The sequence below is a fragment of the Winogradskya consettensis genome, assembly GCF_018332715.1.
Taxonomy (GTDB): Bacteria; Actinomycetota; Actinomycetes; order Mycobacteriales; family Micromonosporaceae; genus Actinoplanes; species Actinoplanes consettensis.
On record NZ_BOQP01000035.1, the window covers coordinates 13,592 to 38,634 of the forward strand.

Annotated in this window: 24 protein-coding genes and 1 pseudogene; 15 read left to right on the forward strand and 10 right to left on the reverse strand. The window is 69.3% G+C overall.

Annotation, left to right across the window (positions count from 1 at the left end):
• Nucleotides 1–10: 10 nt before the first annotated feature.
• The gene (locus Aco04nite_RS30240) at nucleotides 11–619 is read left to right on the forward strand and encodes a Maf family protein (RefSeq protein WP_213000644.1); all 609 of its coding nucleotides are present in this window, start codon (nucleotides 11–13) and stop codon (nucleotides 617–619) included.
• A gap of 58 nt (nucleotides 620–677) precedes the next feature.
• Complete coding sequence (locus tag Aco04nite_RS30245) at nucleotides 678–1,376, forward strand: M50 family metallopeptidase (RefSeq protein WP_213000807.1); 699 nt, start codon at nucleotides 678–680, stop codon at nucleotides 1,374–1,376.
• 133 nt (nucleotides 1,377–1,509) lie between these two features.
• Here Aco04nite_RS30245 and Aco04nite_RS30250 read toward each other — a convergent pair whose 3' ends face one another.
• The 3 genes from Aco04nite_RS30250 to Aco04nite_RS30260 all read right to left on the reverse strand — a co-directional run bounded on the left by Aco04nite_RS30250 (nucleotide 1,510) and on the right by Aco04nite_RS30260 (nucleotide 6,011).
• Nucleotides 1,510–3,075 carry an acyl-CoA carboxylase subunit beta gene (locus Aco04nite_RS30250; RefSeq protein ID WP_213000645.1) on the reverse strand — a complete coding sequence of 522 codons (1,566 nt, stop codon included), beginning with the start codon at nucleotides 3,073–3,075 and terminating at the stop codon, nucleotides 1,510–1,512.
• A 1,879-nt stretch (nucleotides 3,076–4,954) separates the two neighbouring features.
• Complete coding sequence (locus tag Aco04nite_RS30255) at nucleotides 4,955–5,224, reverse strand: hypothetical protein (RefSeq protein WP_213000646.1); 270 nt, start codon at nucleotides 5,222–5,224, stop codon at nucleotides 4,955–4,957.
• A gap of 553 nt (nucleotides 5,225–5,777) precedes the next feature.
• Nucleotides 5,778–6,011 carry a hypothetical protein gene (locus Aco04nite_RS30260; protein ID WP_213000647.1) on the reverse strand — a complete coding sequence of 78 codons (234 nt, stop codon included), beginning with the start codon at nucleotides 6,009–6,011 and terminating at the stop codon, nucleotides 5,778–5,780.
• Between the two features lie 468 nt (nucleotides 6,012–6,479).
• Here Aco04nite_RS30260 and Aco04nite_RS30265 point away from each other — a divergent pair, with 468 nt between their 5' ends.
• Genes Aco04nite_RS30265 through Aco04nite_RS30275 form a run of 3 tightly spaced genes read left to right on the forward strand, consistent with a single transcriptional unit; the run spans nucleotide 6,480 to nucleotide 8,513 of the window.
• Nucleotides 6,480–7,007 carry a hypothetical protein gene (locus Aco04nite_RS30265; RefSeq protein WP_213000648.1) on the forward strand — a complete coding sequence of 176 codons (528 nt, stop codon included), beginning with the start codon at nucleotides 6,480–6,482 and terminating at the stop codon, nucleotides 7,005–7,007.
• A 26-nt stretch (nucleotides 7,008–7,033) separates the two neighbouring features.
• Entirely contained in the window at nucleotides 7,034–7,900 is an 867-nt protein-coding gene (locus Aco04nite_RS30270; protein ID WP_213000649.1) for a biotin--[acetyl-CoA-carboxylase] ligase, read from the forward strand.
• A 4-nt stretch (nucleotides 7,901–7,904) separates the two neighbouring features.
• Nucleotides 7,905–8,513: a PH domain-containing protein gene (locus Aco04nite_RS30275; RefSeq protein ID WP_213000650.1), complete on the forward strand. Its 609-nt coding sequence runs from the start codon at nucleotides 7,905–7,907 to the stop codon at nucleotides 8,511–8,513.
• Here the strand turns inward: Aco04nite_RS30275 and Aco04nite_RS30280 are convergent.
• The 3 genes from Aco04nite_RS30280 to Aco04nite_RS30290 all read right to left on the reverse strand — a co-directional run bounded on the left by Aco04nite_RS30280 (nucleotide 8,440) and on the right by Aco04nite_RS30290 (nucleotide 10,470).
• The gene (locus Aco04nite_RS30280; RefSeq protein ID WP_203838336.1) at nucleotides 8,440–9,003 is read right to left on the reverse strand and encodes a GtrA family protein; all 564 of its coding nucleotides are present in this window, start codon (nucleotides 9,001–9,003) and stop codon (nucleotides 8,440–8,442) included. The two genes, Aco04nite_RS30275 and Aco04nite_RS30280, sit on opposite strands and share 74 nt — an antisense overlap.
• Nucleotides 9,004–9,065: 62 nt before the next feature.
• Nucleotides 9,066–9,704, reverse strand: coding sequence for a GtrA family protein (locus Aco04nite_RS30285; RefSeq protein ID WP_213000651.1), 639 nt, complete (start codon nucleotides 9,702–9,704; stop codon nucleotides 9,066–9,068).
• The gene (locus tag Aco04nite_RS30290) at nucleotides 9,685–10,470 is read right to left on the reverse strand and encodes a sigma-70 family RNA polymerase sigma factor (protein ID WP_213000652.1); all 786 of its coding nucleotides are present in this window, start codon (nucleotides 10,468–10,470) and stop codon (nucleotides 9,685–9,687) included. The genes Aco04nite_RS30285 and Aco04nite_RS30290 overlap by 20 nt, the downstream gene beginning before the upstream one ends.
• A gap of 284 nt (nucleotides 10,471–10,754) precedes the next feature.
• On the opposite strand from Aco04nite_RS30290, the gene Aco04nite_RS30295 reads away from it, so the two are divergent.
• The 4 genes from Aco04nite_RS30295 (at nucleotide 10,755) to Aco04nite_RS30310 (ending at nucleotide 15,412) form a co-directional block, all read left to right on the forward strand.
• Nucleotides 10,755–12,560, forward strand: coding sequence for a phosphoenolpyruvate carboxykinase (GTP) (locus Aco04nite_RS30295; protein ID WP_213000653.1), 1,806 nt, complete (start codon nucleotides 10,755–10,757; stop codon nucleotides 12,558–12,560).
• A 76-nt stretch (nucleotides 12,561–12,636) separates the two neighbouring features.
• Nucleotides 12,637–13,494 carry a hypothetical protein gene (locus Aco04nite_RS30300; RefSeq protein ID WP_213000654.1) on the forward strand — a complete coding sequence of 286 codons (858 nt, stop codon included), beginning with the start codon at nucleotides 12,637–12,639 and terminating at the stop codon, nucleotides 13,492–13,494.
• Nucleotides 13,491–14,609: an NAD(P)/FAD-dependent oxidoreductase gene (locus Aco04nite_RS30305; RefSeq protein ID WP_213000655.1), complete on the forward strand. Its 1,119-nt coding sequence runs from the start codon at nucleotides 13,491–13,493 to the stop codon at nucleotides 14,607–14,609. Before Aco04nite_RS30300 ends, Aco04nite_RS30305 begins: the two co-directional genes overlap by 4 nt.
• A gap of 32 nt (nucleotides 14,610–14,641) precedes the next feature.
• Nucleotides 14,642–15,412, forward strand: a complete 771-nt coding sequence (locus Aco04nite_RS30310; protein ID WP_213000656.1) for an isoprenyl transferase — start codon at nucleotides 14,642–14,644, stop codon at nucleotides 15,410–15,412.
• A gap of 58 nt (nucleotides 15,413–15,470) precedes the next feature.
• Here Aco04nite_RS30310 and Aco04nite_RS49170 read toward each other — a convergent pair.
• Nucleotides 15,471–16,256 (reverse strand): annotated as a pseudogene (locus Aco04nite_RS49170) (EamA family transporter); the annotation flags it as partial.
• A gap of 68 nt (nucleotides 16,257–16,324) precedes the next feature.
• On the opposite strand from Aco04nite_RS49170, the gene Aco04nite_RS30320 reads away from it, so the two are divergent.
• Nucleotides 16,325–17,185 carry a LysR family transcriptional regulator gene (locus Aco04nite_RS30320; protein WP_213000657.1) on the forward strand — a complete coding sequence of 287 codons (861 nt, stop codon included), beginning with the start codon at nucleotides 16,325–16,327 and terminating at the stop codon, nucleotides 17,183–17,185.
• Between the two features lie 67 nt (nucleotides 17,186–17,252).
• On the opposite strand, the gene otsB is transcribed toward Aco04nite_RS30320, so the two are convergent.
• Nucleotides 17,253–18,065 (reverse strand): trehalose-phosphatase, encoded by an 813-nt coding sequence (gene otsB / locus Aco04nite_RS30325; protein WP_213000658.1) that lies wholly within the window; start codon nucleotides 18,063–18,065, stop codon nucleotides 17,253–17,255.
• A 257-nt stretch (nucleotides 18,066–18,322) separates the two neighbouring features.
• On the opposite strand from otsB, the gene phoH2 reads away from it, so the two are divergent.
• The 4 genes from phoH2 to Aco04nite_RS30345 all read left to right on the forward strand — a co-directional run bounded on the left by phoH2 (nucleotide 18,323) and on the right by Aco04nite_RS30345 (nucleotide 22,382).
• On the forward strand, nucleotides 18,323–19,735 hold the full coding sequence (gene phoH2, locus Aco04nite_RS30330; RefSeq protein WP_213000659.1) for an RNA 5'-3' helicase PhoH2: 1,413 nt from the start codon (nucleotides 18,323–18,325) through the stop codon (nucleotides 19,733–19,735).
• A gap of 313 nt (nucleotides 19,736–20,048) precedes the next feature.
• A complete protein-coding gene (locus Aco04nite_RS30335; protein ID WP_213000660.1) occupies nucleotides 20,049–20,777 on the forward strand; it encodes an aggregation-promoting factor C-terminal-like domain-containing protein in 729 nt (242 codons plus the stop codon).
• A gap of 75 nt (nucleotides 20,778–20,852) precedes the next feature.
• On the forward strand, nucleotides 20,853–21,626 hold the full coding sequence (locus tag Aco04nite_RS30340; protein WP_213000661.1) for a S1 family peptidase: 774 nt from the start codon (nucleotides 20,853–20,855) through the stop codon (nucleotides 21,624–21,626).
• A 90-nt stretch (nucleotides 21,627–21,716) separates the two neighbouring features.
• Nucleotides 21,717–22,382, forward strand: coding sequence for a rhomboid family intramembrane serine protease (locus tag Aco04nite_RS30345; protein WP_213000662.1), 666 nt, complete (start codon nucleotides 21,717–21,719; stop codon nucleotides 22,380–22,382).
• Here the strand turns inward: Aco04nite_RS30345 and Aco04nite_RS30350 are convergent.
• Nucleotides 22,369–23,337: a DMT family transporter gene (locus Aco04nite_RS30350; RefSeq protein WP_213000663.1), complete on the reverse strand. Its 969-nt coding sequence runs from the start codon at nucleotides 23,335–23,337 to the stop codon at nucleotides 22,369–22,371. The genes Aco04nite_RS30345 and Aco04nite_RS30350 overlap by 14 nt on opposite strands.
• Complete coding sequence (gene glpX / locus Aco04nite_RS30355) at nucleotides 23,334–24,368, reverse strand: class II fructose-bisphosphatase (RefSeq protein ID WP_203838349.1); 1,035 nt, start codon at nucleotides 24,366–24,368, stop codon at nucleotides 23,334–23,336. Before glpX ends, Aco04nite_RS30350 begins: the two co-directional genes overlap by 4 nt.
• 103 nt (nucleotides 24,369–24,471) lie before the next feature.
• Between glpX and Aco04nite_RS30360 the strand changes: the two genes are divergently transcribed.
• Nucleotides 24,472–25,011, forward strand: coding sequence for a DUF4245 domain-containing protein (locus tag Aco04nite_RS30360; protein WP_213000664.1), 540 nt, complete (start codon nucleotides 24,472–24,474; stop codon nucleotides 25,009–25,011).
• Nucleotides 25,012–25,043 lie beyond the last annotated feature (32 nt).

Here is a 25,043-nt window from a genome sequence, read left to right on the forward strand (position 1 = left end):
CTTCCCCTTCATGCCTCGTCTTGTACTAGCTTCCGCCAGCCCCGCGCGGCTTGCTCTGCTCAGAGCGGCCGGCCTGGATCCCTCAGTTCAGGTCAGCGGCGTGGATGAGTCGGTGGTGAAGACCGACGACGCGGCAGAACTCTGTCTGACCCTGGCGCGGATGAAAGCCCAAGCCGTAGCCGCCGACCTCCCCAAAGAAGAAGGCACCCTGATCCTGGGCTGCGATTCGGTCCTGGCCTTCGACGGGGAGATCCTCGGTAAGCCTTCAGGCGAGGATGACGCCAAGGCGCGCTGGCGGGCCATGCGGGGGCGGGCCGGCGTGCTGCACACCGGTCACCACCTGATTGACCAGGGCAGTGGGCAAAATGCCGAGGCCGTGGGGAGCACCATCGTCCATTTTGCGGATGTGAGTGACGCCGAGATCGAGGCGTACGTGGCCACGGGTGAGCCGCTTTATGTTGCTGGAGCCTTCACTATTGATGGGCGTGGTGGGTTCTTCGTGGAGCGGATCGAGGGGGATCACGGGAACGTGGTGGGGTTGTCGTTGCCGCTTTTGCGGCGGTTGTTGATGAAGTTCGAGGTCAGTGTGGGTCAGTTGTGGGGCAAGTCCACAAGCTGATCCGCTACGCTTCCGCGCTGTGGCGATCGAATCGGTGAATGACCTGTGGGACACGCTGATGGGCGCCCAACCTGATCCTCCTGGCCTGCTGGTGCTCGTTACGGCGGTGATCGGGCTGGTTGTTGCCAGTTTCCGGCCGTTGTGGCGGGTTGCTCGCAATGCCGTGACGATTGCTCATGAGGGTGGTCATGCGCTTGCGGCGTTGCTGACCGGGCGGAAGTTGCGCGGGATCCGGCTGGAGTTCGATACGTCGGGGTTGACGCTTTCGGCGGGGCGGCCTACCGGGCCGGGGATGATGTTCACGTTGCTGGGTGGGTACATCGCGCCTTCGCTGGTGGGGCTCGGCGGGGCGTGGTTGCTCGGGGGGAACCGGATCACGCTGCTGTTGTGGCTGGTCGTGGTGCTGCTGCTGCTCATGCTGATCAACATTCGGAATGTGTTCGGTGTGGTGTCGCTGGTGGTTACCGGGGCGATCGTGCTCGGGGTTTCCTGGTACGCGACGCCACAGGTTCAGGCGGCTTTCGCGTACGCCGGCGTCTGGTTCTTGTTGTTCGGTGGGGTTCGGCCGGTTTTCGAGTTGCAGAAGTTGCGCAGCCGCGGGCGGATGCCGGAGTCCGACGCCGATCAGCTGGCCGGGGTGACGCGCATTCCGGCGCTGTTCTGGGTCGGGGTGTTCCTGGTCGTCGACCTCGCGGCACTGGTCGTGGGCGGGTTCATGCTCGCCGGCCAGTGGTTGCCAACCATCAGCGCCACATAAACCAAAGCCGCCCGACCCAAGCCGCCCGACCCAAGCCGCCCGACCCAGGCCGCCCGACCCAAGCCGCCGGAAAAGGCCGCCCAGGGGCAAGGCCGCCCAGGGCAACCCCCACAAATAAAGCAGCAGCAAAAGGCTAGAGCGGAATGTTGCCGTGCTTCTTGGGCGGCAACGTCTCACGCTTGGTCCGCAGCATCCGCAGAGCCCGCGTGACCTGCGCCCGCGTCTCGGACGGTTTGATGACCGCGTCGACATAACCGCGCTCGGCGGCGATGTACGGATTGGCGAGCGTGTCCTCGTACTCCTGAATGAGCGAGGCCCGCAACGCCGCCGGGTCCTCCGCCGCGGCCAATTCGCCGCGGTAGAGAATGTTGACGGCACCCTGCGCGCCCATGACGGCGATCTGCGCGGTCGGCCAGGCGAAGTTCATGTCCGCGCCCAAGTGCTTCGACCCCATGACGTCATACGCGCCGCCGTACGCCTTACGCGTGATCACGGTGACTTTGGGGACGGTCGCTTCGGCGTACGCGTAAATGAGTTTGGCGCCGCGCCGGATGATGCCGTCCCATTCCTGGCCGGTGCCGGGCAGGAAGCCGGGGACGTCGACGAAAGTGAGCACAGGCAGATTGAAGGCATCGCAGGTACGCACGAAACGCGCGGCCTTTTCCGAAGCCGCAATGTCGAGAGTGCCCGCGAAGTGCATCGGCTGGTTCGCGACGACACCGACGGGGCGCCCCTCGACCCGGCCGAAACCGATGACGATGTTCTGCGCGTACAGCGGCTGGACCTCGAGAAAGTCCTCGACGACAGCCTCGACCACGGTGTGGATGTCGTAGGGCTGGTTCGCGGAGTCCGGGATCAACGTGTTCAGATCAAGGTCCGCTTGGTTCGCAACAAGAGAGGCGGGCTGGTCGAAGGTGGTCGGTTCGTCGACGTTGTTGCTCGGGAGGTACGCGAGCAGTGCGCGAACGTAGTCGATCGCGTCCTCCTCATCGCTGGCGAGATAGTGCGCGTTCCCACTGCGGGAATTGTGCGTACGCGCACCGCCGAGCTCTTCCATCCCCACGTCCTCGCCGGTGACCGTGCGGATGACGTCCGGCCCCGTGATGAACATGTGTGACGTCTGGTCGACCATGACCGTGAAGTCGGTGATCGCGGGGGAGTACACGGCACCCCCGGCGCAGGGGCCCATGATGAGCGAGATCTGCGGGATGACGCCGCTTGCTCGTACGTTTCGGAAGAAGATGTCGGCGTAGAGACCGAGGGCGACCACACCTTCCTGAATGCGCGCGCCGCCGGAGTCGTTGATGCCGATCACGGGGCACCCGATCTTCATGGCGAGGTCGAGCACCTTCACGATCTTCTCGCCGAACACCTCACCGAGCGAACCGCCGAACACCGTGAAGTCCTGCGAGAAGACGCACACCTGCCGCCCGTCGACCGTCCCGTGCCCGGTGACCACGCCGTCGCCGTACGGCCGGTTGCGGTCGAGCCCGAAGTTTGTCGAACGGTGCCGGGCGAGCTCGTCCAGCTCCACGAAGGAACCCTCGTCGAGCAGCAACTCGATTCTTTCGCGCGCGGTTTTTTTGCCCTTCGCGCGCTGCTTGTCGATCGCCCGATCGGAACCGGCATGGGTGGCCGCCTCGGCCCGGAGTGCCAGGTCGGCGAGCTTCCCGGCCGTGGTGTGAATGTCGGTCGTCACTGCCCAGCACCTCCAGTAGCCACATCTTCACCACTCGCCGCGCCGGGAGCGAGTCCTGAGGTCACGCTCCGTGTCGCGGCGCTGCTGATGATCGTATCCAGCCCCGCGCGGCACCGCGCTCCCGCCAGTCGTCGGTACGCGTGCGTTTCGTTCCTAATGCACCATTCGTTACAACCCCCGTGACGACATGGATGACCCCCGTCGGGGTGGCGTTGATCGTCGGTGGCATCACCACGCTCATCGTTTTCCGCCGGGCTCTCTTCGGGCTCGGCCGCACCGAAAACGCGGCCGGCGGCCCCACGGAGCTGGGAGAACATGCCCGGCGCCGCAAGGCCGACGATCCGCGGGGTGCGGCCCGCCGCACGGAAGGCTCAGCCGCGAACAAACGCGCAGGTTCCGAACCGGTGAGCGGGCCGGACCATGTCGCCACACCCATCCGCCAGCGCAACGGCCGCGCAGCAATCGCGATGGCCGGCCCGGTCGTCCCGGGCCCCCGCACCTCCAGGGAACTCTGGCCGACCACGAGCCCCGGCCCTGCATCATCCGAACGATCAGCAGCTCAGCACCCTTCCCATCCCACCGACCGCACCGAAGGGCAGCCTCCGATGTGGCCTGCGAGCCAACCCGACGAGCACTGGACCAACCACCCCGACGAGACCTGGCCGCCTGAGCAGCCCGACGAGGCGTGGACCGAGCCCCAACACCTCGAAACCCCACACATCGAACCCGATCGTTTCCCCCAGTGGCCGGCCCGCACCAGGCCGGCAGACCCCTCACCGGTCAATCTCTCAGCGACCGAACCGGTCACCCCTCAAGATCCCTTTTCAGTACGCCCGGAGCGCACCGAATCCCGCCACGGCGACCGAGTCGAAGGCTGGATCCGACCCCACTACCGCGAAGACTCACCATCCGGCGACTACTGGACCCCGATCCCCGAAACCAGCTACGGCTGGCCAACCCCGGTAGAACGCCTCCCCGAACTCTCCCCCTCCACCCCCGACCACGAATCCGAACCAACCCTCGTAGTCCCCTCCTGGCCCCCCACAACCCCCAACACCCCCACAGCCACCCCCCACACCCGCCCGCCGTCCTCCACCCCCACCCCGCCCATCCAGCCCCTACCCCAACACCGCCACCCCGCCACCCCACCCTCCAGCTACCCGCCCACCTCACCCGCGACCTCCCACTTCCCGTCCGACTCACCCTCAGACCCCGCCTTCCCACCCAGCCCGACCACCCCCGCCCGCTACCCCACTGCCTCATCCCCGGCCACCGACCATCCACCGCCCTCTTCTCCGTCCACCTCCTACTCGCCCGGCTCGCCCTTCGACGCCGGCTACCGCGCAGGTCCGTCTTCAACGGCCGGCTTCACCCCCGGCTCGTCCTGGGAGGCCAGCTCCCCGACCGATTCATCCTGGGAGGCGGGCTCTCCGACCAGCCCGTCTTCAGAGGCTGGCTTCACCCCGGGCTCGTCCTCAGAGGCTGGCTTCACCGCCGGTTCGTACCCGGAGGCTGACTTCCCGACCGGCTCGTCCTCGGTGGCCGGCTACCCGATGGGACCGCTGTCGGATGCCGGGTACCCGGACCGCCCGGACGCCGGATTCTCACCCGGCTCCCCTTCGGCCAGCCGCTATCCCACTGATCAATCAGACGACGCGGGTTATCCGGCCGGCCCCGGAAACTCCCGGTTCCCGGCGGACTCCTACTCAGATCCCCGGCACCCGTCCGAACCGTCCACCGCCAGCCAGAACCTGTCCGGACCGTCCACCGGCAGCCGGAACCCGTCCGCGCCACGCGCCGGCAGCCGGAACCCGTCCGCGCCACCCTTCGGTACCCGTCCGCCTGCCGTCCGTCCGCCGGTGGCCACGTCCAGCATCCGTCAACCGATGGACCACCCGCCGGCGAACCGAGGTCCGGCATTCCCCCAGGCCACCAATCGCCAACCGGTGGCGCCACCGCCGATGAACCGCCCCCCGATGGCCCCGGCTCCCGTCAACCGGGCCCCGGTCGCGCCGCCTCCCGTTTCCCACCGTCCCGCGGCTACGCCGTACGCCGGTGACTCGCTGCAGAACTCGCCGTCGTCCGGCTTCTTCTCACCCGTCGAGAACGAGATCGCGCAACCCGGCGAGGAGCCGAAATCGCGATCCACCCGGGCCGACCGTCCCAAGCGCGGTAAGGGCAACGCCGGTAAGCGTGGCCGCAACGCCGCACCCGGGTCCGCCACCGAACCGGACCCGACCGGCGAGCCGCGCTCCGAAGAGGAGCAACGACCCCGCGGCGCCAAGGCCAAGCCGCGAACGATCGCAGGCCAGCTCGTACGGCGTACGTTGGGTGCGGCAGCTCGGTCGAAGCCCATCCCGGACTCACCGCCGGAGGTCGATCCGACCTCTGCGGTGACACCATCCGAGGCAACGCCGCCTTCTGCCGAGAGCACCACCGAGCCGGACGCCGCTACGGACAAAAAGCCCGCAGAAGACGTGGCAGCCGAGAAGCCGAAGAGCGAATCAGCCGCGCCGGCGGTCAAGGGCGGTCTCCCGCAGTGGGCCACCGAGGGCTGGCACGCCCCGAGCTTCGCCCGTCTGGAGCAAGCCCGAAAGGAAGCCCAGGCCACACCACCCGCCGACCCCTCCCCGGCGCAGCAGCCCGGCCCGGCGTCCCTGCTGCCCCAACCGGCAACAGCCCTGTACCTCCCGCAAGCGGGATCAGCCCCGCACCGCCGCCAGATCACCGCCGTCCCCCACCCACCCCAGCCCGACGCGGTCCAGCAACCACCCGCGCCGCTCCAGCAACCTCGAACGGGTTCCGCGCGTCAGCACCCCCCGGCCGCCGTAACCCAGCGCCTCCAGATCAGCCCGGCCCAACTCGGCCGAGCCCTCCAGCGCCCCGACGCCCACCAGGGCACCCAGCCACCCCAGCACCCCACCCCGCCAACCCACCCACCCCGGAACCCCCCGCCCGGCCAGGGCGTCCGGAACTCCCCGCCCGGCCAGGGCATCCGCAACATCCCGCCCGGCCAGGCGCCCCGAAGCAATCCGGTAGGTCAGCCGCCCCGGAATGCTCCATCAGGTCAAGCGTTCAGGAACAATCCGGCAGCTGGTCAGGCGCCGCGGAACGCTCCACCCGGCCAGGGCGGCCAAGCACAGTGGAACGGCCCACCCGGCCAGGGAGGCCAAGCGCAGCGGAACGCTCCGGCAGGTCAAGGACAGCGGAACAATGCGACCGGTCAAGGACCCCGGAACATTCCACCCGGCCAAGCTGACCGGAACATTCCGGCGGGTCAGTCGCCGCGGACCAATCCGGCCGGTCCGGCGTTCAGGAACGCACCAACCGCGTCGGCACCCTGGGCTGCCCCGGTAGAACCGTCCGAGGGACATGACCAGCACCCGCCGACAGGTGGCGGGTCGATGCACGAGCCCGCCAATGGCAGGCCGATGCAGCGGCCACCCTACGAAAGGCCGGCTCCCGACAAACAGGCTCACGACAAACAGGCTCACGACGGACAGGGCTACGACAAGCCAGGCTACGACAGGCGGGACTACGACAGGCCTGGCTACGACAGGCCGGGCTATGGCAGGCAGGACTTTGGCAGGCAGGACTACGACAGGCCGGCTTACGACGCCGGCCGGGGCAATCCGGCCGTCTATCGGGATGAGAGCCGCAGTGCTGGCCGGGGGGCGTATTCGGGGCGGGAGGAGAGTGCGGAAGGGCCGATCTGGACTGTGCCGGATCTTCCTGATGCGGTGCTTCCCGATTTGAGCTGGGCGCCGGGGGAGCCGCCGGTTCGCCGCCAGCGGAGTGCGACCGATGCGCCCACGCAGATGCTGCCGGAGATCGGGAACCGGGGGCGGCGGCAGGCTGATTCGTCGAGCACGGTTTATGTGAGCCGGCATGCGGCTGATCCGAGTAGTGGGGCCGGTGCCGGGGCTCAGTGAAAGTGCTGGCCGGATAGGGTGAGGGAATGGTTTCCTCGCCCTATTCCGACCTTACTCGGCCGCCTCTGGGCGTCCGGGCTCTGCAACGGGCTCTGGTTGTTCCGGGTGGGGTCTGGCAGCGCCTTGATGTGGTGGGGGAGACCGGGTCCACCAATGCCGATGCTGCGCGGGCTGCGCTCGATGGGGTGGCTGAGGGGCTTGTTGTTGTTGCTGAGCAGCAGGTTTCCGGGCGGGGGCGGCGGGACAGGCAGTGGGTTTCGCCGGCTCGGGCGGGGTTGACGCTGAGTGTCGTGTTCCGGCCGGGGGTCGCTGTCGCGGAAAGAGACTGGCCGGCCGCGCCGCAGCGCACGTGGGGCTGGTTGCCGCTGCTCGCGGGGGTGGCGCTGCGGGAGGCCGTGCAGCGCGTCGCCGAGGTGGACGCCGGCCTGAAATGGCCCAACGATCTTCTGACGAGAAGCGACACCGCGTGGGGGAAAGCGGCCGGGATTCTGGCTGAGGTCTCGGGGGATGCCGTGGTGGTCGGGATCGGGCTGAATGTCAGCACCCGGTCCGAGGAGTTGCCGGAGACCAACGGGATGCCGGCGACCTCGTTGCTGCTGTCCGGCGCGAAGAGCACCGACCGTGACCCGCTGTTGCGTGCCCTGCTGCGTAGTTTCGGCCAGTGGTACACGGGCTGGCGGGAGGCCGGTGGCGACGCGGAGATGTGCGGGCTGCTCGCTGCTTATCGAGAGGGGTGCGCCACGATCGGCCGGGAGGTCCGGGTGCTGCTTCCGGATGGCGGCGAGCTGGTCGGCACGGCTGCGGATGTCGATTCCGACGGGCAACTGATCGTTCGTACGGTTACGGGCTCCGAGCGGCGTGTGTCGGCTGGGGACGTCCTGCACGTACGCTGAGGCCGTGCCTTTTCCGGACGACGTCCTGACCGATGAGGAGGAGGTCGTCCTCCATCTTCACCCGCATGCGCGGGCCGCGGTGCTGCCGATCGTGGTGCTGGCCGCCGCCCTGGCCGTGATGATCATGGTGTGGGTGATGTTGCCGCCGAACACCGGTGGGCTGATCGGCGTCTGCGTGGTCGGCGCGGTGGCGTTCTACGTGGCCGTTCGGCGCGGGGTGTGGCCGTTACTGGTGTGGCGGACGACCCATTACGTGATCACCGATGAGCGGATCCTGCTGCAGGACGGGGTCGTGGCCCGGGAGCGGCGGGATCTGCCGCTCAACCGGATCAACGACCACGTTGCCACCCAGTCCCTGCTGGACCGGATGCTGGGGTGCGGGACGCTCACCGTGGATTCGATCGGGGAGCGCTCCGCCGTGCTCGCGTCGGTGCCTCGGGTGCAGCAGGTGCAGACGACGCTCTACGGACTCATCGAGACCGACCGCGAGCTGCGGCCGGACGACGACGACGAAGCGGAAGTGCGGGAGGAACCGGTGGTCACACAGCGCGGCGTTGCGCGTCGATCTCCTGGGCGATCTCCGCGTCCAAGCGGCCCTCCGACTCGGCGCTGAGCTCGGCCAGACCGGCTGCGACGTCCATGCCGGCGACGCTGGCCTCGTGACCGTCGACCGCGGGCTTGAGGAAGACGAACGTCCGGTAGGCCCAGAAGCGGAACACCGTGGCGACCGCGATGCCGAGCAGGGTGACGCCCATGAACAGGACGGCGTCCTTCTCCTCGCTGAGACCGAAACCGTACTTACCGATGCCGACGGCGCCTGACTGGATCACCATGCCCGCGAGGTTGAAGCCGAAGAACAGCGTGTATTCGCGGCGCAACGCGGTGCGGGTGTGGTTGCGGTAGGTCCAGAAGCGGTTGGCGAGGTAGGCCAGCGTTGTCGTGACGACGGTGGCGATGATGCTCGCCTTCACGGCGCCGATGGGCAGCAGTGCCCAGGTGATCGCCATGTAGAGGAGCGTGTTCGCTGCACCGATAACGCCGAACGCCAGTGCCTCGGGGGCGAGGTGGCGGAGGCGTTCCGACAGCGGGCGGGCTGAAGGCATTGGGCAACCTTAAGGGGGGAAGGGATAAGACGACGAACCGAACCGGAAGCTGGGGTTCGTCGTCACATTCGCCGGACGGCGCTCGGCGCCGTCTTGTGGGTGGGGCGCGTCGCCATCTTCGCGGCCGGCGGGGCCGGGTCTGCAGGGGCGGCCGCGGGGGCCGGAGCCGGGACCGGGGCCTCGCCGAAAACGAAGCGGCGGTACGACCAGAATCGGAAAAGGGTGCCCACGGCGGTGCCGACCAGCTGGCCGGAGATGTTGTCCGCGAGCGGGGTCTGGAACTCGGGCCAGATGGAGCCGAGCCCGTAGTGGCTGATCGCCAGGCAGGCCAGGCCGATGCCCAGGCCGACGCCGTTGAGCAGGAAGAACACGGTGTACTGGCGGGCCATGCCGGTGTGCTCGCGGTGCCGCCAGGTCCAGTATCGGTTGCCGGCGAAGGCCACGGACGTGGCGATCAGGGTGGAGCCGGTCTTGGCGAGCAGCGACTCGGCGCCGGTCTGCAGCAGCACGTTGAAGATGACGAGGTCGATGGCGAACGCGATGCCGCCGACGGTGCCGAATTTGCCGACCTCGCGCACCAAAGCCCCGAAGCGTGCCCGCAGAGCGGGCAGGATCGTGGCAGCAGGCACAGCCCCGAGAGTACCGGCGTCAGTCACCCGCTGCTGTTTTCGTGAGCGACTCTTAATCCGCGGGGGTCGCATGGTTCCGTTGTCTGTACGGTCGGTAGTGACGCTGGTTGATTTCGGTCACCTCCGCCAGCCGGGCCCGGCACTCCGCGCACCACGCCACGTGAGCCTCAAGGCGCACCGAGTCACGATGCGCGAGCCGGCCCCGGACCCGGCCGCCCAGCCGGTCGCCGACCCAGCGGCACTCGGGCGGGTCGGCCACGGCGACATGCTGCTGGAGGTAGAGCCGGCGCAAACCCTCACGCGCGCGGTGGGCGAGCACGGCGACGGCGTTGGGGGTCAGGCCGAGCTGTGGTGCCACCTCGGCGGGGCTCGCGCCTTCTATTTCGGTACGCCAGAGCACGTCACGCCACCTGGCCGGCAACGCGTTGTACGCCCGAGCCGCGTACGTCCGCTCGAGCCGTTCCAGCGCGGGGTCGAGAAACGGCTGCCCCTCGTCGTACCGGGTCAGGTCATCGGTGAACTCGAGCCGGCGGTCCCGGCGTGCCCGGTGATAGAGGACGTGCCGCAGGGTCGTGTGCAGGTAGGCCCGGAACGCCACGATGGGACCCCGCCCGGCCCGCAGCGTGGCGAGCACCTTGGCGAACGTCTCGGCGACCAGGTCATCGGCGTCCGAGGGATCGGTGACCAGCCCGTAGGCGAACGCGCGCGCCGCCGACCGGTGCCGCTGGTAGAGCAATCCGTAGGCGTCGGTGTTACCCGCCCGCACCGCAGCCAGCAACTCGGTGTCAGCGTCATCGGCCGACGAGCCTGACAAGCCCGAGCCTGCCGGGTTCGTCATTCCTGCCTCCTGAAGCGGGGGGACCGAGAGGAAAGACCCAAGTACCAGCCAGCTTATGCCCTTTTGTCCACTTTGTGAAAGTGGGAGCGCTCCCTGCTCAGAGCTGCGCTAGGAAGCGAAGAATCAGTCGCTAATGAGCATGACGTCTGAAGATTGTGTGGTCTTCCACAGGATTGGCCGACGAAACCAACGTTTTATCGGCTTAGGCTGACGTGATCCCCGTTACGAGAGGGCCGGACAACCGGCCTGATTCGTCACAGGTCATACCGACCGGAGGGAATCACATGTCCAGCCATCCCACACCGCACGCCCGACTGCGCGCCTGGGTCGACGAGACCGCGGCGCTCACCCGGCCCGACCGCATCGTCTGGTGCGACGGCTCCGACAAGGAATGGACGCGCCTCACCGACGAGCTCGTGGCCGCCGGCTCCCTCGTCCGACTGGACCGCGCCCGCCGCCCCAATTCGTTCTGGGCCCGCACCGACCCCGGGGACGTCGCCCGGGTCGAGGAACGCACGTTCATCTGTTCCGCCGATCCCGCCGACGCCGGCCCCACCAACAACTGGATGGCGCCGGCCGAGATGAAAGCGACGATGACCGGGCTCTACGGGGGCTGCATGCGCGGACGCACGATGTATGTCGTCCCGTTCTGCATGGGCCCGCTCGACGCGCCGAACCCCATGTTCGGCGTGGAGCTGACCGACAGCGCCTACGTCGTGGCCTCGATGAAGATCATGACGCGGATGGGTACGACGGTGCTGAACGCCATGGGTGCCGACGCCGACTTCGTCCCGGCCCTGCACTCCGTCGGTGCGCCGCTCGCCGAGGGCCAGGAGGATGTCTCCTGGCCGTGCAACGAGACGAAGTACATCTCGCACTTCCCGGAGACCCGCGAGATCTGGTCATACGGCTCCGGCTACGGCGGCAACTCGCTGCTGGGCAAGAAGTGCTTCGCCCTGCGGATCGCCAGCGTCGCCGCCCGCGACGAGGGCTGGCTCGCCGAACACATGCTGATCATGAAGCTGACCTCACCCGCGGGCCGGGTCCGCTACGTGGCCGGCGCGTTCCCCTCGGCGTGCGGCAAGACCAACCTGGCGATGCTCCAGCCGACGCTGCCGGGCTGGAAGGTCGAGACCGTCGGTGACGACATCGCCTGGATGCGGTTCGGCGAGGACGGGCGGCTCTGGGCCACCAACCCCGAGTTCGGCCTCTTCGGCGTCGCGCCGGGCACGGATCAACACACCAATCCCAATGCGATGCGTACGCTCGCCCGTGGCAATTCGGTGTTCACCAACGTCGCACTGACCGACGACGGCGACATCTGGTGGGAGGGCATGGGTGAACCGCCCGCGCACCTGACCGACTGGAAGGGCGAGGACTGGACCCCCGATTCGCCCGGCCCGTCCAGCCATCCCAACAGCCGCTTCTGCACGCCCATCAGCCAGTGCCCGATCCTCGCGCCGGAATACGACGACCCGCGCGGCGTACCCATCGATGCGATTCTCTTCGGTGGCCGGCGCCGGACGACCGTGCCCCTGGTCACCGAGGCCCGGGACTGGGTGCACGGCGTCTACTTCGGTGCGACGCTCTCGTCGGAGACCACTGCGGCGGCGGTCGGCAAGGTCGGGGTGGTGCGCCGCGACCCGATGGCGATGCTGCCGTTCATCGGCTACAACGCCGGCGACTACTTCAACCACTGGATCGAGATGGGCAAGGCGGCGTCCGGCGACGCGGAGCTGCTGCCGAAGATCTTCTACGTGAACTGGTTCCGCCGCGGTGACGACGGCCGGTTCCTCTGGCCCGGGTTCGGCGAGAATTCCCGGGTGCTCAAGTGGATCGTCGAACGCCTGGACGGCGAGGGCGAGGCGATCGAGACGCCGATCGGGCACGTGCCGACGCCCGAAGCGCTCGACCTGACCGGACTGGATCTCGACGAGGCCGACGTGCGGGCCGTGCTGAGCGTCGACACCGACGAGTGGCTCGCCGAGATCCCGCAGGTCGAGGAGTGGTTCGCCAAGTTCGGCGACAAGCTCCCGGCCGTGCTCTGGGCCGAGCTCGACGCGCTCAAGTCCCGCCTCAACGCCGCGTGATGCCCCGCGCCCGCCTTGCGTCGCTCTCACGCGCGACAACGTTCGAGGCGGGCGCGGTCTGGGTACCTTCACGGCCATGACGACAGCCGCCGTGTCCGGGACCGTTGATTACGGGCGACCGGTTGCTGTCCGGGTGCTGACCGGGCTGCTGGTCGCGACGGCTGCGGCCACCGCGGGGGTCGAGCTCCTCAATTACTGGTACGCCACCGAGCACGGCTTCGGGCTCGCCGTCCGAACAGGCTGGGCTCTGCTGCGTACGGTCGGCTGGCTGATCCTGATCTGGCATGTGCGCCGCGGCAGGGCAGCGGCCCGTCCCCTCGGTCTGATCCTCGCCGTCACCACGATTTTCGCCGTCGGGCGCCTGCTCGTCCCGCGCGAAGGCACCCCGCCGACCGCCGGCGTGCTCGGGTTCGCCGCGCTGACCGTGCTCTGCGTGAGCGTGGTGGTGATGCTCTACCGGCATCCGGCCGTGCAGGAACACCTGGTCCGGCATCCCAACAAGATCGTGCTGACCCGCGACGGCTTCGAATGGCGCGAGGCGACCCCGAAACGCCCGCCGCTCGCCGCCTGGGCGATCACCGCGCGGGTCTCGTCCTTCACCTACAGCCCGCTGATGCTCGTGCCCGCCCTGATCTCGGTCAGCGAGCTCGGCTCCCGGCCCGAATGGCTGCTCGCGGTCATCTTCTGGTTCGCGGCCGGCATCGGCGTCAGCTACGCGGTCCTCCTCGCGACGTACTTCCTGCTCAAGGGCAAGCCGTGGGCCCGCGCGCACCTCATCTGGATCACCATCGGGTCCCTCGTCATCGACCTGCCGCTCTGCTACCTGTTGCTGGGCACCGACGGCCTGATCCGGGACGGGTCCCCGCTGGTCGCCGCGTCCCTGCTGACCGTCTATTCGTTGTGGCGCGTGGCGCGGGTCGAAAAAGCCGCATGACCTATGACGTGGTGATCGTCGGTGCGGGCCCCGCGGGCTCGGCCGCCGCGATCGCCGCGCGACGGGCCGGAGCCTCGGTGCTGCTGCTCGACCGTTCCGCGTTCCCGCGCGACAAGGTGTGCGGGGACGGCATCGCGGCCGAGGCGTTCGACGTGCTCGACGAGCTCGGCGTCACCGGCATCGCCGACGGTTTCCCGCCGATCGGATCCCTGCGCCTGGTCGCGCCGAGCGGTGCCGAGGTGGCCCGCCCGCTGCCCCGCCCGGCACACACCATCCCGCGTCTCGTGTTCGACGAGCTCCTGGTCGAGGCGGCGATCGCCCACGGCGTGGAGCTGGGCCGGCATTCGGTTCGTGAGTTGCGACACGATCGTGGCGACGTGGTTCTCGACGGGCGGATCAGGGCCCGGGTCGTCATCGGCGCGGACGGCGCGGGCTCTGTCGTGCGGCGGTGGCTCGGGCATCCGGTCAACCCGCCCGGGCATCTGGCGATCGCGATCCGGGGCTACGGGCCCGCCACGGGCGGCGAGCAACTCATCCGGACGACGGGTGCGCGCTGGCCCGCGTACGCGTGGTCGTTTCCGCTCGGGGACGGCACCGCCAACATCGGGTACGGCGAGGTGCTGCGCGGGCGTGCGCTCACGAAGGCGTACCTGACGGGTCGTCTTGCCGATCTGCTGCCCGGCAGCGTCCCCACCGGGATGCGGGCCCACCACCTGCCTCTTTCCACCCACCGCCCGGCGCCCGCCCGCGGCCCGGTGCTGCTCGCCGGTGACGCACTCTCCCTGATCAACCCGTTCACCGGAGAGGGAATCTTCTACGCCGTGCTCTCCGGCTCGCTGGCCGGGACCGCGGCGGCCACCGGTCCGGAGCGGGCCGCCGCGGGATACACCCGGGCGCTGCGGACCCGCCTCGGCCGGCATCTGCGGCACTCCGGAACGGCGGCGCTGCTCACCAGGCAGACACGGGTGGTCGACGCCGCGGTCCGCGCCGCCCGCCGGGACGGCCGGGTTTTCCGCCGGATGGTGGATCTGGGCCTCGGTGACGGGGTCTTCGATCTTCGGACGATCGGCCGGATCGGGGCCGAGATGCTGCATTTCGCCCAGCCGCCCTCTTGAGCCTGAGCGTCCGGTCGCTAGGCTTGGCCGCGATGACTCTGCGGTCCCTGGTCTACTCCCTGTACGAGCGGCGACTCGCCGGCAAGCTGGCCGGCAAGCCGGTGCCTCAGCACGTCGGTGTCATGTGTGACGGCAACCGGCGCTGGGCCCGCGAGATGGGTTTCGTCGACCCCAACGACGGCCACCGCGTCGGCGCGGTGCGCATCAAAGAGCTGCTCGGCTGGTGCGACCAGGCGGGGATCGGGCACGTCACGCTCTACCTGCTCGCCACCGACAACCTCCAGCGCCCGGCGGCCGAGCTCGACCCGCTGGTCACGATCATCGAGGACCTGGCGACCGAGCTGGCCGAGGAGGGCAACCCCTGGCGGCTGCGCATCGTCGGCGCGCTCGACCTGCTGCCCGCGCACACGGCCGCCGTCCTCAAGGCCGCCCAGGAGAAGACCCGCGACCGCACCGAGGGCGTCGAGGTCAACCTAGCGGTGGGCTACGGCGGGCGGCGCGAGATCACCGACGCGGTCCGCTCGCTGCTGCACGAGCAGGCCGCTGCGGGTCGCTCGCTGGAGGAGCTCGCCGAGATCCTCGACGTCGAGCACATCGCCGAGCACCTCTACACCCGCGGCCAGCCAGACCCCGACCTCGTCATCCGGACAAGCGGGGAGCAGCGGCTGTCGGGCTTCCTGCTGTGGCAGTCGGCGCACTCGGAGTTCTACTTCCACGACGCCAACTGGCCCGACTTCCGCCGGACGGATTTCCTGCGGGCACTGCGCTCCTACGCGAGCCGTCAGCGTCGCTACGGCGCCTGAGGTCTTCCCCGCGCCGGCGCGACGGCAGGTTGCTCACCCCCAGGACGCTGATGACGATGGCGATACCGGCCCATTCGTGCGCGTGCAGGTCCTGACCGAGCAGCAGCAACCCGAAGACCGCGGCGAAAACCGGATGCACGCTCATGAACATGCCGAAGACCTGCGCGGGAACGGTACGCAACGCGATCAGGTCCCCCGCATAGGGCAGCGCGCTCAGCACACCGGCGACGGCCGCCCACCCCAGCGCCGCCCCGGTCATCCTGCCCTGTATGAGAAGGATCACTGCAACGGGTAGGTAGCCCATCGCGGAGAGCGACGTTGCCACGGCCAACCCCTCCACCCCCGGCAGTCGAACCCCGATCAAACGATTGAGCAGGATGTACGCCGCCCAGCAACCGGCCGCCACCAGCCCGCACGCGATTCCCACGTAGTCGCTGGACGCCCCGGGCAGCACCAGGACGTAGACCCCGGCCCCGGCGGCAACGGCACAGGCCAGATCTTTACGCGTACGCGACCCGAGCAGTGCCACCGCCAGCGGCCCGAGCACCTCCAGCGTCACCGCCAGCCCCAGCCCGATCCGCTCGACAGCCGAGTAGAGGCTCAGGTTCATCACCGCGAACACACCGGCGAGCAGCAGCGTCGGCCACCACTGTGACCAGGTGAAACGGCGCGGATCGGGGCGGGCCATGGGCAACAGCACGGCGGCGGCGACGAGCTGGCGTACGGCGACGACGCCCGCCGGTCCGACCGCGGCGAAGGCGTGCGCACCCGCCGCGGCGCCGGCCTGATTGGCCGAGGCGCTGGCGAGCATCGTGGCGATGCCGGTCAACCGGCGTGATCTCATGCTCTCAGCCTCGGTCGCGGGCTTCCCGAAGAGAAATACGTCCCACGCCGCACTTATACGCTCTACGTATGGATGTACGGCTGGGGCAGCTCCGAGCGCTGGTGGCGGTCGCCGACGCGGGCACCTTCACCGACGCCGCGATCCCGCTCGGCATCTCGCAGGCCTCGGTGTCCCGGACGATCGCCGCACTGGAGAGGGAGCTCGGCGCCCGGCTGGTCCGGCGCACGACCCGGCACGTGGAGCTCACACCGACCGGCCTGCGCGTGGCCGCGCAGGCGCGCCGGATCCTGAGCGAGGTGGCCCATCTGGCTCACCTGGTCGCCGATCGTGGCGAGATCCGGGTCGGTTTCTCCTGGGCCGCCCTGGGCCGGCACACCCGCCGCCTGCAGAAGGAGTGGGCCGCCGCGCATCCCGCTCATCCGCTGGTGTTCGTGCAGGTCAACGACGTGTCAGCGGGGCTGAGCAGTGACCAGGCCGACGTCGCGGTGATTCGCCACCCGTTCGGCGACCCCCGCTTCGCCACCGCCGAGATCGGCAGGGAAGCCCGTTACGCCGCGGTCGCCACGGACAGCTCCCTGGCCCGGCGCCGAACCCTGCGCGTCGAGGACCTGGCCCGCTACACCGTGGCGATCGACCAGCGCACCGGCACGACGTCGCTGGACCTTTTCCCGCAGGACGCCCGGCCCGGCACGATCCGGGAAACCCTCGGCATCGACGAATGGCTGACGCTGATCGCCGCAGGTCAGGCAGTCGGGATCACCGCCCAGGCGACAGCGCACCAGTATCCCCGCCCAGGCGTTGCCTACCGGGCCCTGCGTCAGGCCCCGCCGATCTCGGTACGCCTGGCGTGGTGGCGCGACGACCCGCCTGCCGATCTGGACGAACTGCTGACGCTCGCCCGCCGGCTCTGGACCGGCCCGGCCGCCTGAGGCTGACCGCCGGGACGTGCTTGCCCGCCGGCCCCTCGTGGGCCGGGCGGGCGTGGGCAGGCGCTGGTCAGCGTGCGAGGACGGGGAGAGCGTCGGCCAGGAAACGGGCGACGTCCTCGGGGGAGTCCAGGGTGAGGTCGGCCGCGCTGGAGACCTCGGCACCCGTTTCCGGGTTGGCCACCGCAACGGCGACGCCGAAGAATGCCGGATCGACGGCCTCCCGGGCCCGCAGCGCGTCGAACGCCTTGATGTCGGACATGTCGTCGCCGAAATACCAGGCGCAGCCCGCGCCCAGCACCGCGTCGCTGATGACCATGCCCTTGTCCTGGTCGACCGGGGGCTTGAGCTCCACCACCATGCGACCGCCCTGGATCCGCAGGCCGACGCGTTCGGCCTGCTCGTGACCCCAGCGCTCGACCTCCCCACCCAGGTGAGGCACGGTCCGGTAGTGCAGGGCGACCGAGAGGCGTTTGTATTCCACATAGACGCCCTGCGGCAGCTCCGCCTTGGCCCGCTCGGCCAGCTCGGCCATCGCGGGCACCCACGGCAGCGCGGCAGGCTCGGTGACGACGTCGCCGTCGTGCCAGACCTCCAGGCCGTAGAGACCATAGAGGTCCACATGCTCCAACGACCCGAAACGGGACCGCAGGAAGCTCACCGGCCGGGCCGACACGATCGCCACCCGGGCCACCCGCGATGCCAGCTCCTCGAGCACGCCCAGAACGGAGGGGACGGGCTGCGAGGCATCCGGATCGTCGGTGACGGGCGACAGAACGCCGTCGAAATCAAAGAAGAACGTTGTCTCCGTAGCGCGCGAGGCGGTGAAACGCAATGCCTCGTCGGCGCTGAGGGGGTGCGCGGGGCGCGAGGTCTCAGGCACGAAACCCAGCGTACCCGCCGTACGGCGCGATGCATCCCGGCGCGACCTTCCTGGAATTGGCGTATGTCGCGGGTACTACCGCGGGGGCTAGTTGACCGCTAGCGTTCTAGGTATGGCACGGGGTTCTCCCGGGCCATCCGATAGCCCGGACCTGCGACAAGTGCGCCACGGGGCCAGCACCCGACCCCGTGAAAGTGACGGGCGCCGGACGTGGCGGACCGCGGGCGGCCGGGTTGCACGCCCGCTGGAGCAGGCCTGTGACATCTCGCCGTAATGACGCCGGGGAAACGCAGAAGATCCCGGCCGCCAAAGACTCCAGCAGCCGCGCCTCCTCGGGGCGGCGTTCCCGAGACCGGCACGCCGACGCGGAGCCCGCTCCAACCGGCAAGGTCTTCGTGCTGGACACCTCGGTCCTGCTCTCCGATCCGGGCGCCTTCCGGCGGTTCACCGATCACGAGGTGATCGTGCCGCTGGTGGTCATCTCCGAGCTCGAGGGCAAGCGAAACCATCCCGAGCTGGGCTGGTTCGCCCGTCAATCGCTGCGGATGCTCGACGAGCTGCGGATCAAGCACGGCCGGCTCGACCAGCCCGTGCTCTGCAACGACGAGGGCGGCACGCTGCGGGTGGAGCTCAACCACGCCGACCAGAGCGTGCTGCCGCAGGGGTTCCGCAACGATTCCAACGACACCCGGATCCTCTCGGTGGCTCTCGGGCTCGCCGCGGAAGGTCGCGACGTCACGCTGGTCAGCAAGGACATGCCGCTGCGGGTCAAGGCCGCGGCGGTGGGTCTGACCGCGGACGAATACCTGCACGGCCAGGCCAGCGATCCGACCTGGACCGGCATGGCCGACCTCACCCTCGACGAGGAGGAGGTCAACAGCCTCTATTCGGGTGACGAGCTCGAGCTGGAGGCCGCGGAGAACCTGCCGAGCCACACCGGCCTGGTCATCCATTCGGCCCGGGGTTCGGCGCTGGGCCGGGTCACCCCCGACAAGTCGGTCAAGCTGGTCCGCGGCGACCGGGAGGCGTTCGGCCTGCGGGGCCGCTCGGCGGAGCAGCGCATCGCCCTCGACCTGTTGACGGATGACTCGATCGGGATCGTCTCGCTCGGTGGCCGCGCGGGCACCGGCAAGTCGGCGCTCGCGCTCTGCGCCGGCCTGGAGGCGACGATGGAGCGTCAGCGCCACAAGAAGGTGATCGTCTTCCGTCCGCTGTACGCGGTCGGCGGCCAGGAGCTCGGCTATCTGCCGGGCAGCGAATCGGAGAAGATGTCGCCCTGGGCGCAGGCGGTCTTCGACACGCTCGGGGCGGTGGCGCACGCCAACGTCGTCGAGGAGGTCATGGCGCGCGGGCTGCTCGAGGTTCTGCCACTGACCCACATCCGCGGCCGCAGCCTGCACGACGCCTTCGTGATCGTCGACGAGGCGCAGTCGCTGGAACGCAACGTGCTGCTGACCGTCCTCTCCCGGATCGGTCAGGGATCGCGGGTCGTGCTGACCCACGACGTCGCCCAGCGCGACAACCTGCGGGTCGGCCGGCACGACGGCGTGACGGCGGTGATCGAGGCGCTGAAGGGCCACCCGATCTTCGCCCATGTCACCCTGACGAGGTCCGAGCGTTCACCCATCGCAGAGGTCGTCACCGATCTGCTGGAGGAGATCCCGCTCTGACCCTGAGTCATCGTGAGGCGGGCGCCCGGGCAGGGTTCCCGCCTCACGCCATGCTTAGAGTCAATTACTCAAAGTCACTCAGCCTACATCGTACGGGTGAGTCGGATGGAGTTGATTCACCCCGTTTTAATGTTAAACATCCTGTGATTCATTTCACAAGGTTGCATTCTTATTTCACATCGCCTTCACGGTGAGCCATGGTGGCTGGCGAGCATGAATGGCGTGGGCCGCCCGGTCGGAGATCGATCGCGGGCCATGCTGACCGGCTTGACGGGCCGGTCGCGTCCTTGCCCCCTACGAAGGGAAACTCTTCGTGAATCGGCTCTGGAGCCGGGTCGGAATCCGTGTGGCCTCTGTGGGACTGCTCGTTGTGGGCACGATCGGCGGGGTCTACCTCGGCCAGAGCCGGGATGTCCAGCAGCAGGGGGCGCAGGCGCAGCTTGTCGTCCAGGCGGACGTGAGCACGGAGTTCGACGAGATGTCGTTGCTCAAGGAGCGCCACAGCCAGCACGCGGCCGCTCGGGCATATCAGCGTGCGGCGGAGGGTGACGCGGCCTCGAAGGTCGCCACCGACGCCAAGAGCGCCGCCAGCAAGGCGCTCACGCAGCAGACCAAGGCGATCGAGAAGAAGGAAGCCGAGGAGAAGGCCGCGGAGGAAGCCGCCGCGAAGTCGTCGTCCTCGTCCTCCTCCGGTTCCTCGACGACTGAGGTGGGCCCGATCCCGTCCTCCTGCAGCGAGTTCAGCGGCAACCGCGCCACGGGTTGCGCACTGATGCTCGACGCGGGCTTCGGGATCGACCAGTTCCCCTGCCTGAACAAGCTGTTCAACCGGGAGAGCGGCTGGAACGAGAAGGCCAGCAACACGAGCTCGGGTGCGTACGGCATCCCGCAGGCCCTGCCCGGCAGCAAGATGGCCTCGGTAGCCTCCGACTGGGAGACCAACGCGGCCACCCAGATCAAGTGGGGCCTCGGTTACATCGAGGGCCGCTACGACACCCCGTGCGGCGCCTGGGACCACTCGGAGAGCGTCGGCTGGTACTGACAGACTTGCGATAAAGGGGTATGCGCTTCGGCGCGTACCCCTTTTTCCGGTCTTTTGTGGTGGTCAAATGTCGGGATGTTCCGGAAAGTCGCCCTCCTGCTCGTGCTCGGGACCGTCCTGGCGGTGAGCCCGGTCGGCGCGTCCGCCCAGGACAAAGCCCGCGTCGTCGTCGGCGGCATCCTCGCGCCCGACGGCCGGTTCCCCTGGATGGTCCGGCTCTCCGTGGGGTGCGGCGGCGCGCTGACCGCGCCACGGGTCGTCCTCACCGCCGCGCACTGTGTCGGCAAGACCGGCCCGAACGATCACATCGAGGCCGTCGCCGGCGTCGCCGACCTGCGCTCCGCCGACCGGGTCACCGCCCACTCGGTCGAGGTCGTGCGGGCCCCGAACTTTCGCGACGAGACCCGCGGCGACGACTGGGCACTGATCAAACTGGACCGGGAACTCGACCTGCCCACGCTCGAGTTGGGGCGCGCCGCGAACGAGAAGGGCCCGTTCACGATCGTGGGCTGGGGTCAGACCAGCGAGAGCTCCGTCAAGCAGGAGAAACGCCTCCGGTACGCGAGCGTGGCGATGATTCCCGACGCCGCGTGCGCCAAGGCGTACCGCAAGATCGGTGTTTCCCTGGTCCGGGACGAATCGCTCTGCGCCGGTAAGCCGGGCGTCGACACCTGCCAGGGCGACTCCGGCGGCCCGCTCGTGGGGGTGAGCGGGCACCGGTGGATCCAGGTGGGCATCGTCAGCTGGGGACTCGGCTGTGCCCGCGAGGAGTATCCGGGCGTGTACACCCAGCTCTCCAAGTTCCGGCCGGCGATCAAGAAGCTGACCGCACAAATGAGTGCACCCTAGGGTGGCGGTCGGGGTAGTCGGATCGGCTGAGCGTGCCTGATCGAGCACGGGAAGTTGGCGACAGTGGCGGCCATCGGTAACCATCGGAGGATGAGTTACCCGGGGCCCGAGAGCGACGCGAGCACCAAATTCGGCACCGAGGCGTTCTTCGCCTCGATCGGCCGAGCCTTCGTGGTGATGTGCGCGGTTGTCCCCGTGCTCTTCCTCATCGAGGCGATCGACCGGGGGCTGGGCGCCGGCACGCTCGACATCGCCGGCGGGATCATCCCCCGCCGCATCGACGGGCTCGACGGTGTCATCTTCAGCCCGTTCCTGCACGCCGGCTGGGACCACCTCTACGGCAACAGCATCCCGCTGATCCTGGTCGGGACGTTCGTGCTCGCCGGTGGCACCCGCCGGTTCCTCTGGTCGACCCTGCTGATCGTGCTCGTCAGCGGGTTCGGGGTGTGGCTCGTCGGCGACCCGTCCAGCGTCGTGGTCGGCGCCAGCGGCGTGGTCTTCGGCTATCTCGGCCTGCTCTTCGCCCGCGGCTTCGTCGAGCGCAGCTGGTGGAACCTCGCCGTTGCGGCCTTCATCGGGCTGCTCTACTGGTACCAGATCTACAACATCCTGCCCACGAACGAGGCGATCTCGTGGCAGGGGCACCTGTTCGGCCTGCTCGCCGGTGTGGTCGCGGCGGTAGCGTTCCGGCGCCGGCGGCCCCGGCCGGTCCCGGCGCTCTACGACCCCACCACGACCACGCTCACCGATATCTGAGCTTCCGAGGCAGCACAGCCACCCCCACCGCGATCAGGGTGAGGCCCGTGCCCACGACCGTGTGCCAGCCGGGGCGGCCGGCGTCGCCAGGGACCACCTCGTCCAGCAGGAGCGCGCCGGTGACCTGGCCGGCGATCATGCCCAGCCCGAGCAGCAGGACGCCCGTGTAGCGCACGACCGCCGCGCCGACGGCGATGAACACGATGCCCAGGCTGCCGCCCACGTAGAGCCACCACGGCCCGTGCGGCAGGTGCGCCGGGAAGCCCCGGAACAGCACCGACACCGCGAATGCCAGGACGAGGACACTCGTACCCATCACGAAGTTGACCAGGCCCGCGACCAGCGCACTGCCCGAGACCACCCGCACGTGGCCGTTGACCGCCTGCTGCCACGCGATGCCGATCCCGGCCAGCAGCGGCAGCACGGCCAGGGCCAGGGCGCTCGGATGACCGATCCGGTCGGCCACCGAGATCAGCACGGCGACGACCGTCAGGACCGCCCCCGCCAGCCGCGGGACGGTCAACGGCTGTGGACCCGCGGGGCCCGCACCCGCCCGGTCGACCATCAGACTGCTCGACGACTGGCCCGCCACCAGGGCCACGATGAAGACCGCCACGCCGAGTGTGGGCACGGTCAGACCCTGGGTGGCGACCAGGAAACCGCCGCACATGCCGCCGATGCACTGCCACGGGCGGATGCGCTGCTCGTGGAGGCCGTCGCGCAGCCTTCGCAGCCCCGACCGGCCCGCCGGGAGCAGCGGCACCAGCACCGCGAGTACCACCAGCCCCGAGCCGAACGAGATCAGGGCGGCGCCGATCGGGTCGTCCAGGCGTACGGAAAGCTCGCCGTTGATCCTGGACTGCACGCTGAGCGCGACCCCGGCGACCACCGCGAGCACGACGCCGGCCGCGCGCCGCCCGGTGGTGACCGCCGGCGGCGAGACGGTCTGGGTCACACGGACTCCGGCCAGACCGCCGGCAGGTGACCGTCGAAGTCGACCGAGGAGTAGAGCTTGAGCTTCTCCAGCCGGTGGTACGAGTCGATCACGCGGATCGTGCCGCTCTTGGAACGCATGACGATCGACTGGGTGTGCGCGCCGCCGCCCCGGTAACGCACGCCCTTGAGCAGGTCGCCGGAGGTCACGCCGGTCGCCACGAAGAAGCAGTTGTCGCCGGTGACCAGGTCGTCGGTCATGAGCACGCGGTCGAGGTCGTGCCCGCCGGCCAGCGCCTTCTCCCGCTCGGAGTCGTCCAGCGGCCAGAGCTTGGCCTGGATCGCCCCACCGAGGCACTTCAGGGCGCACGCGGCGGTGATGCCCTCGGGCGTGCCACCGATGCCCATCAGGACGTCGACGTCGGATTCCTCGCGGGCCGCGGCGATGGCACCCGCGATGTCGCCGTCGGAGATGAACCTGATGTTGGCGCCGGCCGCCCGGACCTCCTGGATCAGGGCCTGGTGCCGGGGTCGGTCGAGGATGCAGACGGTGACGTCGGAGACGTCGGAGCGCTTGGCCTTGGCGATGCGGCGCAGGTTCTCGGTGGCCCCCGCGTTGATGTCGATCACGTCGGCGCAGTCCGGGCCCACCGCGATCTTCTCCATGTAGAAGACCGCGCTCGGGTCGAACATCGCACCCCGCTCGGCGACCGCGAGCACGGCCACCGCACCCGGCATGCCCTTGCTCATCAGCGTGGTGCCGTCGACGGGGTCTACTGCGACGTCGACCTCCGGACCGGTGCCGTCACCGACGCGCTCGCCGTTGAACAGCATGGGCGCTTCGTCCTTCTCGCCCTCGCCGATCACCACGACGCCCTGCATCGGGATCGAGTTGATCAGCTTGCGCATGGCATCGACCGCGGCGCCGTCGCCACCGTTCTTGTCACCGCGGCCGACCCAGCGGCCGGCGGCCATGGCGGCGGCCTCGGTGACTCTGACGAGATCGAGGGCGATATTGCGGTCCAGGTCCTGGGGGCTTGCTGCAGCGGGCATGGCGGGGGCCTCCTCGCGACGGTGCGGGGGATTCGGATGTCCCGATCCTCACACGTCGACCTGCGCCAAGTCCCGCGCACGCGACATGGTTAACAATGGAGAGGTGTCCAGCACCGAAACCCCGGCCCCGAGCACGCGCGGTGACCGCAGGCCCCGCGACATGGCCTTCTCGCTCGCCATCCTGCTGATCCCGATCGCGCTGCTGCTGCTCTTCTACCGGTTCGTGCTGGACGGCGACAAGCCGGCGACCGCCGATCCGAAGCCCGCCCTGCAGGAGGCCCGCAACGCGGCGTTGTTCGAGGTCGCGGAGCCGCAGGGGCTCGGCAAGGACTGGCACCTGCAGACCGCCCTGTTCCGCCGGGGGGATGGCGGGGGCACCCTGCGCCTCGGCTACGTGGACCCGGGCGACAAGCCGCTGCAGCTGGTCGAGAGCAGCGTCGCCACCGCGACCCTGATCCCCGCCGAGCTGGGCAGCTCGCCCAAGGCGACGGGCACGATCCGCTCCGGCGCCCGCGCCTGGCAGAAGTACGACGCCCGCAAGGGCGAGGTCGCCCTGGTGCTGATCGAGAAGGGCCGGACCATCATCGTGGTCGGCTCGGACCGTTCGGAGCACCTCGAGGAGCTGGTCTCGTCGTTGCCGTAACGGGGCAGCGCGACCATTGACGATCCCTTAGG